Source organism: Quadrisphaera sp. RL12-1S (assembly GCF_014270065.1).
Taxonomy (GTDB): domain Bacteria; phylum Actinomycetota; class Actinomycetes; order Actinomycetales; family Quadrisphaeraceae; genus Quadrisphaera.
In genome coordinates, this window is the sequence record NZ_JACNME010000005.1 from 197,754 (window position 1) to 213,306 (window position 15,553).

Sequence of the window (15,553 nt, forward strand, 5' to 3'; positions counted from 1 at the left end):
CCTCACCGGACCATCGTGCCGTCAGGGCCTGCCGCTGACACCGAGGACCCTGTCGAGCCAGTTGCGGGCGGAGTGCAGCGCGCCCTGCGCCAGCACCGTGTGCTCGAAGGTGCCGAAGCCGTGGACGCCCCCGGACCACACGTGCAGCTCGGCCTGGCCGCCGTGGGCCCAGATCCGGCTCGCGAGCTCCACGGCCTCGTCCCGGAAGACCTCCGCGCTGCCGACCTCGACGAAGGCCGGCGGCAGGCCCGAGAGGTCCGCGGCGCGCGCGGGCGCGGCGTAGGCGGGCACGGCGTCGGTCCCGTAGAGGGGCCCCAGCAGCGAGCGCCACGCCAGCTCGTTCTCCACGGCGTTCCACATGCCGGTGGGGTACTGGCGGGTGGAGCAGCTGACGCCGCGGTCGTCGAGCATGGGCGCCAGCAGCAGCTGCCCGGCCACCTGGGGACCGCCGCGGTCGCGGGCCATGAGCGCGGCGGCAGCGGCCAGCCCCCCGCCGGCGCTGATGCCCGCGAGCACCCCGGCGGCCGGGTTCACGCCCAGCTCCTCGGCGTGCTCGGCCAGGTGCACGAGCCCCGCGTAGACGTCCTCCTGGGGCAGCGGGTAGGGGTGCTCGGGGGCCCGGCGGTACTCGACGGTGGCGACGACGGCGTTGTACCGCTCGACCCAGTCGAGGAACACGTCGGCCCCGCTCCACCGGTTGCCGAGCATCATGCCGCCGCCGTGCACGAAGTAGACCAGCGGGCTGGTGGCGGTCCGGTCCGGGCGGTGCACCAGCGACAGGGGCACCTGCGCGCCGTCGTGGCCGGTGGCGGTCAGGTCCGTGCGCACCAGTCCCCGCTCCGCCACGCGCTGCTGGACGAGCACGGCGGCGGCGTCGTCCTCGGCGCGCTTGAGCGGGACGTCGGCCTCGGTGATCGGCGAGGGGGTCTCGAGCTGCACGGCGAGGGCGGCCGCGACCTCCGGGTCCAGCGGCGGAGCGGGCAGCAGCCCGCTGGCAGACGTCGTCATGTGGTTCACCAGGCCCGTCAGGAACAGCGTCGCGGCAGTGTCTCGGGAGTGCGGAGCCGTCGGTGGCCCGCGCCGGAGGACCAGCGTCCGCCACCGGCGGCGCGGGTGGGAAGCCGCCACGGCGGCGGACTCGGGGGGCTGCGGCGCGCCACGTGGCGGTTGTCCGCCCACCCGCGCGGCAGCCAGCCTTGGTCGCGCCGGGTGACCACCGCCCCGCGCTGCCAAAGGAGGCACGAGAGATGTCCCACACCCCCGCCGCGCGCCGGGCCCCCCGGCTGCTGCGCCGCCCCGCCGGCGTCGCCGCGCTGGCCGCCGCCGGACTCCTGCTGGCCGGCTGCTCCGCCCCCGGCAGCGACACCGCGGCCACCGGCCCGTCGTCGTCGTCGACCCTCGCCGCCGGGGAGAAGCCGAGCTGCGGCACCGAGCCGGTGAAGCTGTCGGCCTACGTCGAGTCGGGCTTCCCGCTGCCGAAGGCGCTGTTCGACGAGTTCACCAAGGCCAACCCCAACGTCACGTTCGACGTCCGCGAGGACCAGTTCGCGGTCATCACGCAGAACGCGCCGCGCGTGCTGGCCGACAACCCGCCGGACCTCATGCGCCTGCCGCAGATGTCGGAGCTGGCCAAGGACGGGCTGCTCAAGGACCTCGACCCGTACGCGAAGGCGTTCGGGTGGGACCAGTGGCCCGCCTCCCAGCTGCAGCAGCTGCGGGTGGGCACCAACGGCGAGCGCGGCTCCGGTGCGCTGCAGGCCCTGGGCCTGAACTTCAGCATGACGGGCGTCTTCTACAACAAGGACCTCGCCGCCAAGATCGGCATGACGCAGGCGCCCACCACGATCGCCGAGCTGGACGACGCGCTCGCCAAGGCCAAGGCCGCGGGCATCACGCCCATCCAGCAGTTCAACGGCGGCGCCACCGGGGGCCTGCTGTTCCCGCTGCAGAACCTCATGGCCGCCTACGGCTCCCCGAGCGAGCTCAACGACTGGATCTTCGACAAGTCCGGCGCGACCATCGACACGCCCGAGAACCTCCAGGCGGCGCAGAAGCTCGACGAGTGGGTCAAGGCGGGCTACTTCGCCTCGGACGCGAACTCCGTCGACTACCCGACCATGATGAGCCGCTTCATCGGCGGCGACGGCCTGTTCATGTTCGACGGCGACTGGGAGTCGGCGAACCTGGACAAGCAGATGGCGGGCAAGGCCGGCTTCTTCCTCATGCCCGCCCGGGAGGCCGGTGGCAAGCAGGCCGCGATGTCGGCGCCGCTGACGTTCGGGATCGCGAACAAGGCGCCGCACGCGGACTGCGCGGCGGCGTTCCTGAACTGGGTGGCCACCGACCAGCAGGCGCGCACGACGACGGTCGAGGTGGGCGGATCGCACCCGATGGGCCCGGCCGACGCCTTCATGCCGCCGACGCAGGCCGGCTCGGTCACCGCGCAGACCCTGGAGGCGGGAGCGAAGATCACCGCCGACGACGGCGCCATGGACTTCCTCGCCAACGCCACCGGCGCGATCTACGCCCAGAGCTGGACCCCCAACCTGCAGAAGCTGGTGGCCGGCCAGCAGACGCCGGACGGGCTGCTGAAGAGCGTGCAGTCCGACTACGAGAGCCAGCTGAAGGGCTGACCTTGGCCGTCTCCGAGGACGAGGCCGGACAGCTGCGGACGCAGCTGTCCGGCCGTTCGCCGGCCGGCGCCCCGCGGGGCCGCTCGCGCCGCTCCCCCGCCGGGCGCCGGGCGGTCGCCGCGGCGGGGTGGCTCTTCGTGCTGCCCGCGCTGGCCTTCTACGGGGTGTTCGTGCTGCGGCCCATCGGGCTGACCCTGCAGTACTCCCTGTACGACTGGAACGGCATCGGGCTGGCGCGCTTCGTCGGGGCGGACAACTACGTCCGCATCGTCACCGACCAGCGCCTGCTGGGGCCGATCCTGCACGCCTTCGAGCTGATCATCTTCTTCAGCGCGGTGCCGGTCGTGCTCGGGCTCCTGGTGGCCAACACCATCCGCGGGATCGCCACCAGCCGCCTCGCCGGCGTGGCCCGCACCGTGGTCTTCATGCCGCAGGTGATCCCGCTGGTGGCCGCCGGCATCATGTGGAGCTGGCTGCTCTCGAGCACCGGGCTGGTCAACCAGCTCCTGCGCGCCGTGGGGCTGGGGTCGCTGACCCGCGCCTGGCTCGGGGACTTCACCACCGCCCTGCCCGCCGTCGGCCTCATCGGCGCCTGGGTGCTGCTGGGCCTGTGCACCGTGCTGCTGCTCGCCGGCATGGGCAAGATCGACGCGGCGCTGTACGAGGCGGCGCGCCTGGACGGCGCCGGCCCCGTGCAGGAGTTCTTCGCGGTGACCCTGCCGGGGCTGCGCCAGGAGATCGCCGTGTGCGTCACGGTCACGGTGATCGCGGCGCTGTCGAGCTTCGACATCGTCTACATCTCCACCCAGGGCGGGCCGGGCGGCGCCACCAGCGTCCCTGGCCTGCAGATCTTCTCCCTGGCGTTCTCCCAGCGCGAGGTCGGGCTGGCCAGCGCGCTGGCGATGACGCTCATGGTGCTCGTCGTCCTCGTGGTGCTGCCCGTCCAGTGGTTCACGCGCAGGGGCGAGCAGTGATCGTCTCGCGCCGGGAGGCGCTGCTCGGGAGGGTGCTGCTCCTCGTCCTCATGGCCGTGACGATCGTGCCCTTCATCAGCCTGTTCGTCACGGCGCTGCACCCCGGGGGCACCTACCCGCAGGGCATCACCTGGCCCGCGCAGCCGCAGTGGGGCAACTTCGCGCGGGCCTTCGAGGCTGCGCAGATGGGGAAGCTGCTGGGGTCCACCCTCCTCATCGAGCTGGGTGTGGTGCCCGCCGCGCTGCTCTTCGCGACCATGGCGGGCTTCGCGCTCGGACAGCTGCGCATCCGGGGCCACCGCGTGCTGCTGGTGCTGTTCCTGCTGGGCCTGACGCTGCCCTTCGAGGGGGTCGTCATCCCGCTGTACTACCAGGTGCGCGAGATGGGGCTCCTCGGCACGCGGTGGGCGATCGTCCTGCCGCTGCTGGGGCTGTACATGCCGTTCGCCGTGGTGTGGATGCGGGCGCACTTCGCGACCGTGCCCGCCGAGCTGTCCGAGGCCGCCCGCGTGGACGGCGCGGGGCTGTGGCAGCTGTTCTGGCGGATCCACGTGCCGCTGGCGCGGCCGGCGCTGGCCAGCCTGGGCATCCTGCTGTTCCTCTGGACGTGGAACCAGTTCCTGCTGGCCATCGTCATGGTGGACGACCCGACGCGGCGCACCATGGCCGGCGCCCTGGGCGCCTTCCAGGGCCAGTACGGCACGGACATCCCCCTGCTGTGCGCCGGCTCGCTGCTCATCTTGGCGCCGACGCTGCTGGTCTTCTTCATCTTCCAGCGGCAGTTCGCGGCGGCGCTGCTCGCCGGCGCCGTGAAGGGCTGAGCAGCCCCCCGCCACCCCAGACCGGCCGTCGGCGCCGGGCCGATCACCGGCGCCGACGGCCACCCCCGTAACGTTCCCGAAACGCCGGCGTCACAAGCCGGAGACGCCGTCTCCCTAGCGTGCGACGACGGCCGACGCACCAGACGTGCCAGCGCGACCCCCCGAGGAGGGTGGATGTTCAAGGACGCGAACGAGGTCACCAGGTACATCAGCGACAACGACGTCAAGTTCGTCGACGTCCGCTTCTGCGACCTGCCCGGTGTGATGCAGCACTTCAACGTGCCCGCAGCCACCGTGGACGAGGACTTCTTCACCGAGGGCCAGATGTTCGACGGGTCCTCGATCCGCGGCTTCCAGGCCATCAACGAGTCGGACATGAAGCTGGTGCCGGACCTCGACACCGCCTACGTCGACCCGTTCCGCGTCGAGAAGACGCTGAACATCAACATGCACATCGTCGACCCGATCACGGGCGAGCCGTACAGCCGCGACCCGCGCCAGATCGCGGCGAAGGCCGAGGCCTACCTCAAGAGCACGGGGATCGCCGACACGGCGTTCTTCGCGCCGGAGGCCGAGTTCTACATCTTCGACGACGTGCGCTTCAAGACCTCCCAGCAGGAGGCCTACTACCACATCGACTCCATCGAGGCCGCGTGGAACACCGGTCGCGTGGAGGAGGGCGGCAACCGCGGGTACAAGACGCCCTACAAGGGCGGCTACTTCCCGGTCCCCCCGACCGACCACTACTCCGACCTGCGCGACCAGATGAGCCTCGCGCTCGACGCGCAGGGCCTCGGCGTGGAGCGCGCCCACCACGAGGTGGGCACCGCCGGCCAGACCGAGATCAACTACCGGTTCGACACGCTCGCGAAGTCGGCCGACAAGATCATGCTCTTCAAGTACATCATCAAGAACGTGGCGTGGGAGGCCGGCAAGACGGTCACCTTCATGCCCAAGCCGCTCTTCGGTGACAACGGCTCCGGCATGCACGTGCACCAGTCGCTGTGGAAGGACGGCTCGCCGCTCTTCTACGACGAGTCCGGCTACGGCGGCCTGTCCGACATGGCCCGCTGGTACATCGGCGGCCTGCTGCACCACGCCCCGTCGCTGCTGGCCTTCACCAACCCGACGGTGAACAGCTACCACCGCCTGGTCCCGGGCTACGAGGCGCCGGTGAACCTCGTGTACTCGGCGCGCAACCGCTCCGCGTGCGTGCGCATCCCGATCACGGGCTCCAACCCCAAGGCCAAGCGCATCGAGTTCCGCGTGCCGGACCCGTCGTGCAACCCGTACCTGGCGTTCTCCGCGATGCTGCTCGCCGGCATCAACGGCATCCAGAACCGGATCGAGCCGCCGGACCCGGTGGACAAGGACCTGTACGAGCTCCCGCCGGAGGAGCACGACGCCATCGCGCAGGTGCCGGGCTCGCTCGGCGCCGTCCTCGACGCGCTCGAGGAGGACCACACGTACCTGACCGACTCCGGGGTCTTCACCGAGGACCTCATCGAGACCTGGATCGAGTACAAGCGGAAGAACGAGATCGACCCGATCCGCTTCCGCCCGCACCCGCACGAGTTCGAGATGTACTACGACATCTGATCCAGCCTCACCGCTGACCTGCGCCTCGGCGTAGAAAACGGCGGGTGACCTGCGAGGACGGCTCCCATCGTCTTCCGGCGTCACCCGCCGTTTGTCGTCCTCTTGTGTAGGTGGTGGGTACTGGGGCTGTCCCGAAGCACAGCGGGACAGGCAGGGGCATGCCCCCGCGTTCGAGCGCTGAGCGGCGAGATGCTGGCCGAACGCCACCACCACGAACACCTCGCCGCCGCCGCCTCGCACCGACGTGGCGAGCGCTACGACGGTCCCGACGTCCACGCCCACGTCGTCGCCATCGACAACAACTCCAACGCCTTCGTCCAGCGCCTCCGCCACGCACTCCGAGCTGACCTACGCACAGCCGCTGCCGGCGCTCCCATCGACGTTCCGGAGACGGTGGTTGTGGGACGGCCCTCCACGAGGGCCGGCTCGATCTCACGCAGCGAGTGTCACTCGATCCCCGCCTGACTGATCAGAAGACTCGCCCGCAGGGTGCGCGATCTACAAGCCGTGCGATGTCAAGGTCGACTCCTGACGCTGCCCGCCCTGCGGTGCTCCCGTCACAACCACCGGCACCCCCTCCTGCGGAGCTCCCACCCATGCACCGTCATCCGGCGCTGACACGCCTGCTCGTCTCAGCGGTCACCGTCACCGCCTCCTTCGTGGGCGTCTCGACGGTCGCGGCCGATCCAGCAGCAGCCGCCTCGTCGATCATCTTCGAACGCGTCGCGGGGGCTGACCGGCTCGCCACGGCGGTGGCCTCCTCCAAGCTCACGTTCCCCCAGGGCGACGCCGACGGCGTCATCCTGGTCAACGGCTGGCGTCCAGCTGACGGCCTCGCGGCCGCCGGCCTGGCCGGAGCGAACAACGCCCCGATCCTGTTCACCAACAAGGACGACGTCCCCCTGCTGGTGCTGGACGAGATCAAGCGCCTCGGCACCAAGAAGATCACCTTGGTCGGGGGCACAGGCGTCCTGGGCGCCAAGATCCCGGTCGACCTGCGCCAGGCAGGCCTCGACGTCACGCGCATCGCCGGCGCCGATCGCTATCAGACGTCGGCGATCGTGGCCGCGGAGACCATCAAGGTGATCGAGGAGTCCGGTGGCCAGCCGCGCCTCGCCTTCGCCACCTCCGGCAGCGACATCGACTTCACACGGACGCTGCCGCTGGCATCGGTCGCCTACGAGCTGCGCGCCCCCATCCTGCTGGGCGACAGAGGGAACAACCCCTACATCACCCACTCGATCGAAGGCGGCTCCATCAAGACCGCCGTCAACACCGAGGCCTACCGCGAGAACCTCCTGCGCACGGTGTCCACCCTGGGGGGCAGCAAGCCGATCGAGCTCAACCTGACGGCCGACCTGGGTCAGCAGGCAGTGGACCTGGCACGGTGGAAGACCGGTTTCACGAACAAGCCGGTGTCGAGCATCGCGCTGCTGGACTCACTGCGGCCCAGTACCGCTGACGCCCTCTCCTCAGCTCCCCTCCTAGGCAGATCCGGAGCCTCCGTGTTCTTCGCGGGGCTCCCCTCGACCCAGACCTACCTCAAGGCGAACGCGTCCGCGCTCACCGGTGCTAAGTGGGTCATCGGGGGTCCGGCCTCGGTCTCGGACCTCGTGGTGGCCGATGCAGCGCAAGCCGCGACACCACCACTGGTGATCGCGCCTCCGGTTGCTGCTCCGGACACCACGCCACCGGCGATCGTCTCCGCCGCCGTCGACGGTCCCCGACGAGTCACCGTCCGCATGAGCCGTCCGGTCACCGCACAGGGTGATGCGCTTGATGCGTCACAGTTCGCCTACAACCCCACGGGGTCGGTCCAGGGCCAGGTCCTCAACCCGATCCCGGGTGGTGCGGTCATCGGGCCTGATGACCGCACGTCCATCACCCTCACCTTTGCTAGCGACCTGGCCACCAGGAACACCTCCACGCTCACCTACGCCGACAGCGACCCCGCCACGGACACCGGTGACGTCATCACCACCAGCGGGGTCCAGCTGGCTCCGCGGGTCCTGACAGGGGTGCTGGACCAGCAGCGCCCGTGGATCACCGGGGCGCGGGTCGTCAACGCTCGCACCGTTGAGCTCACCTTCTCCGAAGCCGTGGTGGGCTCGGGAGGCACCACGCCCTCCATCACCCCTGGACTCTTCGGGTACGCGACCACCTCAGGGGGTGTGCGCACGCCGGCCACGGGCATCTCCGTCGATCCTGACGAATCTAGGAAGCTGCGTCTGCTGTGGGGCGCGGACACGGCGCTGGTCAACGCGACGGCGACCGACGCAGTCGCCTACGCGGATGCCACCCCCTCAGCGACGGCGGGCGACGTGGTCGACCTCGCGGGCAACCAGCTCGCAGACGGTGCCCAGCGCAGCGTTGACGATGCCCGCTTCCCATCCATCACTCGTGCTCAGCTGATCAGCGACGTGGCCAGCGACAACACGTGGTCCACGACGAACGACGTGCTGCGGCTGACGTTCTCCGAGCCGGTGCGTAGCGGGGCCAACGGCTCCCCGACACAGCAGGACGTTCGAGACCTCCTCGGCGTCAACGGCATCACCTACAACGGGGGCTTCGTGCTGTACGAGAGGGACCCCTCCAACCCCACCGTCCTGATCCTCACCGTCCGCGCTCAGACGATGAGCTCCGGCCTGACTCGCGGCGCCTCGGTGCCCGGCGGTGTGACAGCGACGGTCTTCAACGACGACGGCAACTCCACCACCGCGGCGGCCCCGGGCGTGGTGCTGGAGTAGGTCCCTCCCGTGGCTGGTGCACCTGTGCAGTGCGGAGGTGCACCAGCCGTGGACTGCGGGGTCCGCGAGCTTCAAGAGCCTTGGGTCGGGGCGACGTCAGCTGCTTCGGCTGCGCCTGATCCAGGCGTGCGCGAGGAAGTCGGACATCTTGACCAGGTCACGGTCTGCCGACGATCGCCGTGCTGCCCGTCCGACCAGCGACACGCTGACCATCGGGCTCAGGTGCTCAGCCGACGACTAGCGGCTCCGGCGGCTCATCACACACATCGTCACCACCGCACGGACCCTCGCGGAGGTGAGCGAGGGGCCGGCGGCGTCTCAGCGCCCACCGCCGATCAGATCGCCGACGAGACCCGTCGGCCTCGCTAGGACGGGGCATCACCATCTCGACGCACGTCGGCCAGTACAAGCAGAAGACCGGTAGTTCGCAGTGTGCCTGCGGCACCGCTGCGAACGAAATACGCCTTGCTGGCGTGCGGCTCAGGACTGATCACAGTGCTCGCTGGATGATTGACAGCGGGGAGGTCACTCAGAGTGACACCCGCGGCAAGAGCCCCGTGTCGTGGTCCACAGTGCCACCGGTCCCCATCTGGTCCTCAACGCAGCCGAGAACACCTGTTCAGAGCCAACGGCGACCAACGGCAGCTGCGCAGCTCGAGGACCACGTCGGCACATCTGCGCTGCTCAGCGGCCTGCTCCTGAGCTGCGAGATGTACTACGACACGTGATCCATCAGGTCCCTCGAGCCCGCGGTGCCGGGGCGGCTCGCGGCGGTTACCGTGGTGCTGATGGACATCGAGGGCGCGGTGGCAGGCGGCCTCCCGTGAAGTTCGGCCGCCACAGAGCACGACGCGGCGCTCCCGCGCCGGAGGTCACCGTCCAGGCGCCATCCGCGGTCGACGGTGCGGCCCAGGCCGGGCGCACGCTGAGCGGGCCCGGGTTCGGGGGCGCACGCGCCCACGGGGTGGTCCTGACCCGTGACGGCTGGCCGCTGCCCGCCGCCACGGTGACCCTGCTCGCCATCGAGGGCGCCGGCAGCGCGCGCGCCACCAGCGCCTCGGACGGCAGGTTCGTCCTCACCGACCTCGAGCCCGGCCCCGCCACGCTGCTGGTGGCCTGCGCCGGGCACGAGCCCTTCGCCAGCACCGTGGTGGTGCACTCCCCGAGCGCCACCAGGCCCGAGGAGGTGGTCGTCGACCTCGGTGAGCTCCGCCTGAACCGCGTGGGCGCTGCCGACCTGCCCCCCGCCGGGCGCTGGAAGATCGACCCCGACCACACCTCCCTGACGGCCACCGCCCACCACCTCGGCCTCTCCGCGGTCACCGGGCGCCTCTCCGTCCTGGAGGGGTCCATCGACGTGGCGGAGCCCTTCACCGGCTCCTCGGTGCTGGTGCGCATCGACGCGGCCAGCGTCGACACCGGCGTCCGGGCCCGGGACGAGCACCTGCGCAGCGCCGACTTCCTCGACGTCGAGCAGCACCCGTTTATCACCTACGAGGGGCGGGGCCTGCTGCCCGACGGCGCCGGGGGGTGGCAGCTGGACGGCCAGCTGGTGCTCAACGGCACCGCCCGCCGGGTGCCGCTGGCGCTGCGGTGCACCGGCACCGGCACCGACCCGTGGGGCGGCCACCGGGTCGCCTTCCAGGCCACCGCCCAGCTGAGCCGCAACGACTTCGCCATGAAGTGGAAGGAGACGTTCGGCCTGGGCGTGGCCATCTTCGGGACCACGCTGCGGGTCACGATCGACCTCGAAGCCGTCCGCGAGACCTGACCCGCCGCCACGAAGGAGCACTCCGCCCGTGTCCTCACCCCGCCGCGCCCTCGTCGTCGTCGACGTCCAGCTCGACTACGCCAGCGGTCCGCTGCAGATCCAGCACCCTCCGCTGGAGGAGTCGGTCCCGCAGGTGGTGCGCGCGCTCGACGCCGCCGCGCAGGCCCGGGTGCCGGTGGTCGTGGTGCAGCACGACTCCGGCGAAGGCGCTCCGGTCTTCGACCCGACGCAGCCCGGCTTCGCCCTCCACCCCGACGTCGAGGCGCACCGCCGCGACGACTGGTGGTCCGTGACCAAGCGGTTCGGCAGCGTCTTCGCGGGCACGGGCCTCGCTGAGCGGCTGCGCGAGCAGGGCGTGGACACGGTGGCGCTGGTCGGCTTCATGACCAACAACTGCATCCTCGCCTCGGCCGTGGAGGCCGAGGGGCTGGGGTTCGCCGTGGAGGTGCTGCGCGACGCGACGGGCGCCGTCCACCTGGCCAACGACGCCGGCGCGGTGGACGCCGAGACGCTGCACCGCACGCTGATGGCGCTGCTGCACTCGAACTTCGCGAGCGTCACGGACACCGCGTCCTGGGTCGCCTCGCTCGACGGCGCGGAGCTCGCGAGCGGCAGCGACCTCGTCTCCTCCGCGACGGCCGGCGCGGAGGCCGCGGCGTCCGCCTCCTGAGCCAGGGGACCGGGGACCTGAGCCGGGCTGTGGCTGCTCGCGACCGCCGGTCACCCGGTCGGCGGTCGCGCCGGGGAGCGCCTCCCGCGCGGTGGACAGCCTCTCCTACCCTCGTGACGTGCCTGCTGGGACGGCCGTCATCGCGCTCCTCGTCGTCGTCGTCGTGACGCTGCTGCTCGGCGCCGTGCTGCGCCGCCGCACCGGTCGCGCCCGGACCGCCACCGGGGACGCCCACGACCTCGCCCCGGCAGCGGACTACGGCGACCGCGCCACCCTCGTGCTGTTCTCCACGCCCACGTGCGCCCGCTGCCCCGCCACCGCCCGGCAGCTGGACCGGCTCGCGCAGGCCCACCCCGGCGTGGCGCGCCTCGACGTCGACCTCACCCGGCGGCCCGAGCTGGCCAGCCGCTTCTCCGTGGCCCAGACCCCGACCGTGCTGGTGGTGGACGCCTCCCGCACGGTGCGCACCCGCTTCGGCGGGCCGCCTCGCCCCGCCGACGTCTCGGCGTCGCTGATCGCCGTCCTGGAGGAGACCGCCCGTGCATGACGTCCAGGGAGTGGACCCTCGCTCCCCCCGCTTCGGAGCCGCCATCACCAGCGTGCTGCTGGCCGTGGCCCTGGTGCTCACCCTGACCGAGGGCACGCAGGTGATCGGCGTGCTGCTGCTGGCGGCGCTGTCGGCGCTGTTCGCCTGGGGCGGCTTCGCGGGGATCCGCCGCCACCCCTACGCCGCCCTGTTCCGCCGGTGGGTGCGCCCCCGCCTGGCTCCCCCGGGGGAGCTGGAGGACCCGGCGCCGCCGACGTTCGCCCAGCGGGTGGGCCTGGTGATCACCGCCGCCGGCGTGGTCCTGGCCGTGGTCGGCGTGCCCTTCGCGGCGGCGGTGGCGGCGGCGCTGGCCCTGGTGGCCGCGCTGCTCAACGCCGTCTTCGACGTCTGCCTGGGCTGCCTGCTCTACGTGTGGCTGGTGCGCACCGGCCTGGCCCGCCCCGGCGGACGGACGCTCAGCCGCCCCTGACCCGGGGTGTCACGCTGCGTCACTCCTCGACCACGAGCAGGTGGTGGTGCACCACCTGGCGCAGCGCTGACCTGTGGGGCCGCACCACCGCTCCCGATCATCCGTCGCTCTGGGTAGCGTCACGGGGTGCCCGAACGCCCCACGGCGCCGCGACGAGCCCCGGTGAGCGCCGTCCTCGTGGTGCTGCTGGCGGTGCTCGCGGCGGTCCTGGCGCCGGGCGCCGCAGCACGGGATCTGACGACGCCGGCGACCACGAGCGCCGCCCCCGCGCTGTGCGCTCAGGACGCGCAGGCGGCGCCGTCGACGTCCCCGTCAGCCGGGGACGACCTCCCGGACGGCGTGACCAGCGCGGCTGCGCCCAGAACGGTCGAGAGCGCTGCCCTCGTGACGCAGCACCCGGGCTCCCCGGGCCCGGTGGGCACCCGGGCGCCCCTCACCGTCCCCGACTGAGGGCGTCCCCCGACCGTCGCGCGCCTCCTCACCCGCCGCTGCTGACCTCGCTGGCGCCGGGTGCTCCGCTCCCCCTTCCCCGACCACGCCCCCGCGGTGATCGAGCCCAGGTCCCGCGCGCTGCTGCACCATCCCCCGAGGTGACCCGTGTCCACTGCTCCCACCGCCCCCGCCCGCCCCTCCGCCACGGCCCCCGAGCACCACGTGGTGGTGGTCCGTCCCCTCGTCGAGGCGGACCTCGCCGCGTCCAGCGCCCTGCACGCCCTCACTCCCCCGTCGGCTGCCCTGGACGTGCCCGCGGCGCTCGGCGCCGGCTTCCTGCGTGCCTGGCACCTCGCCCACCTGTCTCCCCCGCACGCCGTGGCCCTCGTGGCGGAGCAGGTCGACGACGACGACGCCGCCACGCGCGGCGCCCGGCCGCGGATCGCCGGTGTCCTGCTGGGGGTGCTCGACGGCTCGGCCCACCGCGAGCACCTGCTGCGCGAGTGGGGGCCCCGGCTCATCGGTGCCGCGGTCTCAGCCGTCCCGTCCCGGGGTGCGCTGCGGGCCCTGCCGGGGGTGCTGCGGCACCACGGCGGTCCCGTGGTCCAGGCGGTGACGCTGCTGCCGACCCGCGGTGGGACCGCGGCCCGGGTGCGGCGGGCCGAGACCGCCGCACGGGCCGGGCAGCGGTCGGCGGTGCTCGAGGCCCTGGTGGTCGAGCCGTCGCTGCGCGGCGCCGGCGTCGGGAGCCAGCTGCTCGGCGCGCTGGCAGCACACGCTGCTGGTGCCGGGCTGGACCGCGTCGAAGCGCGCGTGCCCTGGGGCACCGGCGTCGAGGGGTTCTTCACCGCGTGCGGCTGGACGGCGTCGACCACGCGTCCCGGTCCCCGCGGTGGCTTCGAGACCCGGGTCCACCGGGACCTCTGACGCCTCGCGCCCCACCCCCGGAAACCCGTGGCGCCGGGGACCCGCGGGGGTAGACCCTCAGGCGTGATCGACTCGCACCAAACCGCAGACCTGGCGTGGCGCGCACCCGTCACTGACGAGGAGCTCGTCACCCTCACCCTCGCCCACGGCGGCGCTGCCTCGCCGGGGTGGTGGGACCGGGTGCACCCGCACTCGCTGGGCTGGGTGACCGCCCGTGACGGCTCCGGTGAGCTGGTCGGCTTCGTCAACGTCGCCTGGGACGGCGCTGACCACGCCTTCCTCGTCGACACCAAGACCCATCCGCGGCTGCAGCGGCGAGGCCTCGGCACGGAGGTGGTCCGCCAGGCGGTCGTGCAGGCCAGGAACGCCGGGTGCGAGTGGCTCTTCGTGGACTTCGAGCCGCACCTGGCGCCCTTCTACCTCGGCGCCTGCGGCTTCCGCACCACGGCAGCGGGCCTCGTGCACCTGCCCACCCTCGACGCAGGTGCCCGCCGCCCCTAGGCTGATCAGCAGAGCCCCAACTGTAGTCAGGACCGGCAGCGGACCCCGCTGCGCAGTCCTGGTGGAGTGGTCTCGCAGCGCGTGCCGCGAGTGGGCCGATGAACCCCGTCGGCCTCGCCATGCCTGGAGACACTCGCGATGAGCTCTCACCCGACCACCCGTCCTCCCTTCGCGCCGCGCCGCCGCGGGAGCGCCGCCCTCCTGACCGCGCTGGTGGTGGACTCGCTCGGCAACGGGCTCTTCCTGCCGCTGTCACTGGTCTTCTTCCTCCGGCTGACCGACGTGCCCCTCGCCCAGCTGGGGCTGCTGCTGACGCTGGCGAACGCCCTGGCGCTGCCGGTCCCCGTGGGCGTCGGGGTGCTGGTCGACAGGCTCGGAGCACGGCCGCTGGTGGTGTCCGCGCAGCTGCTGCAGGCCGTCGGCTTCGCGGCGTACGCACACGTCCACGGGGCCGTCGGCGTGTTCGCGGCGTCGGTGCTGGTCGCCGTGGGGGTGCGCGTCTTCTGGTCTTCGGTGTTCACCGCGATCGCCGAGGCCGCCGAGGCCGACGGGGCCGACGGGGCCGACGGGGCCGACGGGGCCGACGGGGCAGCCCGTCTGGGACGGGCCTGGAGCACCGACACGTGGTTCTCGGTGGCGAACGGCGCCCGCACCGCCGGGCTCGCGGTCGGCGGCCTGGCCACCGGCCTGGTCATCGCGGACGGGCGCGACGGCACCTACGCGGCGGTCGCGTACGCCTCGGCGCTCTGCTTCGCCGTCGCCGCAGTGCTCATCGCCGTCGTCGTCCCCAGCCCTCGTCGGGCGCGGACGTCCCGCCCGGCGGACCGAGGTGCCGCGGCCGGTCCCGGAGGCGTGACGGGTTACCGCGTGCTGCTGCGTGACAGGCCGTTCGCCGCGCTCACCGCGCTCAACACCGTCTACGCGCTGACCAGCATGATGCTCGGGCTCGCGCTGCCGACGGTGGTCCTCAGCGTGCTGCGGGCCCCGGGCTGGCTGACGGCTGCGGTGCTGGCCGGCAACGCGCTGCTCATCGCGGTGCTGTCCGCCCCCGTCGGGCTGCGGACGGCCCGGTTCCGCCGGACCCGTGTGCTCGTGGTGGCCTCGGGGCTGTGGACGGCGTGGGCGCTGGGGATGGCGCTGCTGGCACCCGGGCGGCTGGGGGTCGTCGTCGTCCTCCTGGTGTCGGTCACGCTGCTGTTCACCGCGGCGGAGCTGCTGCACGCCCCGGCCTCGACGGCCCTGGCCGCTGCTGCTGCCCCCGAGGGGGCACGAGGCCGCTACCTGACGGTCTTCCAGTACTCCTTCACGGTGGCGTCGATCGCAGCGCCAGCCTTCTTCACCGCGCTGGCATCCGTGGCCAGCGCCCTGCCGTGGCTGGTGCTGGCCGGGCTGAACGCGGTGAGCACCGGCGTGCTCCTGCGCCTCGAGCGCCGACTCCCGCCGGCGTCGCTGCGAGGCTGAC

At 72.4% G+C, this 15,553-nt stretch carries 14 protein-coding genes; 13 read left to right on the forward strand and 1 reads right to left on the reverse strand.

Annotation, left to right across the window (positions count from 1 at the left end; genetic code table 11):
* Positions 1-21: 21 nt before the first annotated feature.
* Complete coding sequence (locus H7K62_RS11855) at positions 22-1,008, reverse strand: alpha/beta hydrolase (RefSeq protein WP_186718359.1); 987 nt, start codon at positions 1,006-1,008, stop codon at positions 22-24.
* 239 nt (positions 1,009-1,247) lie between these two features.
* Here H7K62_RS11855 and H7K62_RS11860 point away from each other — a divergent pair, with 239 nt between their 5' ends.
* From H7K62_RS11860 to H7K62_RS11920, 13 genes are all read left to right on the forward strand, one after another.
* Positions 1,248-2,633 (forward strand): ABC transporter substrate-binding protein, encoded by a 1,386-nt coding sequence (locus tag H7K62_RS11860; protein WP_186718361.1) that lies wholly within the window; start codon positions 1,248-1,250, stop codon positions 2,631-2,633.
* Between the two features lie 2 nt (positions 2,634-2,635).
* A complete protein-coding gene (locus H7K62_RS11865; RefSeq protein ID WP_222437478.1) occupies positions 2,636-3,607 on the forward strand; it encodes a carbohydrate ABC transporter permease in 972 nt (323 codons plus the stop codon).
* Complete coding sequence (locus H7K62_RS11870) at positions 3,604-4,428, forward strand: carbohydrate ABC transporter permease (protein WP_186718364.1); 825 nt, start codon at positions 3,604-3,606, stop codon at positions 4,426-4,428. Before H7K62_RS11865 ends, H7K62_RS11870 begins: the two co-directional genes overlap by 4 nt.
* Positions 4,429-4,602: 174 nt before the next feature.
* Positions 4,603-6,027 (forward strand): type I glutamate--ammonia ligase, encoded by a 1,425-nt coding sequence (gene glnA / locus H7K62_RS11875; protein ID WP_147927597.1) that lies wholly within the window; start codon positions 4,603-4,605, stop codon positions 6,025-6,027.
* A gap of 659 nt (positions 6,028-6,686) precedes the next feature.
* Positions 6,687-8,774: a cell wall-binding repeat-containing protein gene (locus H7K62_RS11880; RefSeq protein ID WP_186718365.1), complete on the forward strand. Its 2,088-nt coding sequence runs from the start codon at positions 6,687-6,689 to the stop codon at positions 8,772-8,774.
* 823 nt (positions 8,775-9,597) lie between these two features.
* Entirely contained in the window at positions 9,598-10,545 is a 948-nt protein-coding gene (locus tag H7K62_RS11885) for a YceI family protein (protein WP_186718367.1), read from the forward strand.
* Positions 10,546-10,573: 28 nt separating this feature from the next.
* Entirely contained in the window at positions 10,574-11,215 is a 642-nt protein-coding gene (locus tag H7K62_RS11890) for an isochorismatase family protein (RefSeq protein WP_186718370.1), read from the forward strand.
* A gap of 118 nt (positions 11,216-11,333) precedes the next feature.
* The gene (locus H7K62_RS11895; RefSeq protein ID WP_186718372.1) at positions 11,334-11,762 is read left to right on the forward strand and encodes a TlpA family protein disulfide reductase; all 429 of its coding nucleotides are present in this window, start codon (positions 11,334-11,336) and stop codon (positions 11,760-11,762) included.
* The gene (locus tag H7K62_RS11900) at positions 11,755-12,231 is read left to right on the forward strand and encodes a DUF4395 family protein (protein ID WP_186718374.1); all 477 of its coding nucleotides are present in this window, start codon (positions 11,755-11,757) and stop codon (positions 12,229-12,231) included. Before H7K62_RS11895 ends, H7K62_RS11900 begins: the two co-directional genes overlap by 8 nt.
* 126 nt (positions 12,232-12,357) lie before the next feature.
* Positions 12,358-12,681, forward strand: coding sequence for a hypothetical protein (locus tag H7K62_RS11905; RefSeq protein WP_186718376.1), 324 nt, complete (start codon positions 12,358-12,360; stop codon positions 12,679-12,681).
* A gap of 147 nt (positions 12,682-12,828) precedes the next feature.
* On the forward strand, positions 12,829-13,590 hold the full coding sequence (locus H7K62_RS23880; protein ID WP_186718378.1) for a GNAT family N-acetyltransferase: 762 nt from the start codon (positions 12,829-12,831) through the stop codon (positions 13,588-13,590).
* A gap of 63 nt (positions 13,591-13,653) precedes the next feature.
* On the forward strand, positions 13,654-14,091 hold the full coding sequence (locus H7K62_RS11915; RefSeq protein ID WP_370591742.1) for a GNAT family N-acetyltransferase: 438 nt from the start codon (positions 13,654-13,656) through the stop codon (positions 14,089-14,091).
* 138 nt (positions 14,092-14,229) lie between these two features.
* Positions 14,230-15,552 (forward strand): MFS transporter, encoded by a 1,323-nt coding sequence (locus H7K62_RS11920; RefSeq protein WP_186718380.1) that lies wholly within the window; start codon positions 14,230-14,232, stop codon positions 15,550-15,552.
* Position 15,553 lies beyond the last annotated feature (1 nt).

Coding starts and splice junctions, on each gene's coding strand:
- H7K62_RS11855 (WP_186718359.1), bottom strand. CDS start 1,008: ATGACGACGTCTGCCAGCGGGCTGCTGCCCGCTCCGCCGCTGGACCCG.
- H7K62_RS11860 (WP_186718361.1), top strand. CDS start 1,248: ATGTCCCACACCCCCGCCGCGCGCCGGGCCCCCCGGCTGCTGCGCCGC.
- glnA (WP_147927597.1), top strand. CDS start 4,603: ATGTTCAAGGACGCGAACGAGGTCACCAGGTACATCAGCGACAACGAC.
- H7K62_RS11920 (WP_186718380.1), top strand. CDS start 14,230: ATGAGCTCTCACCCGACCACCCGTCCTCCCTTCGCGCCGCGCCGCCGC.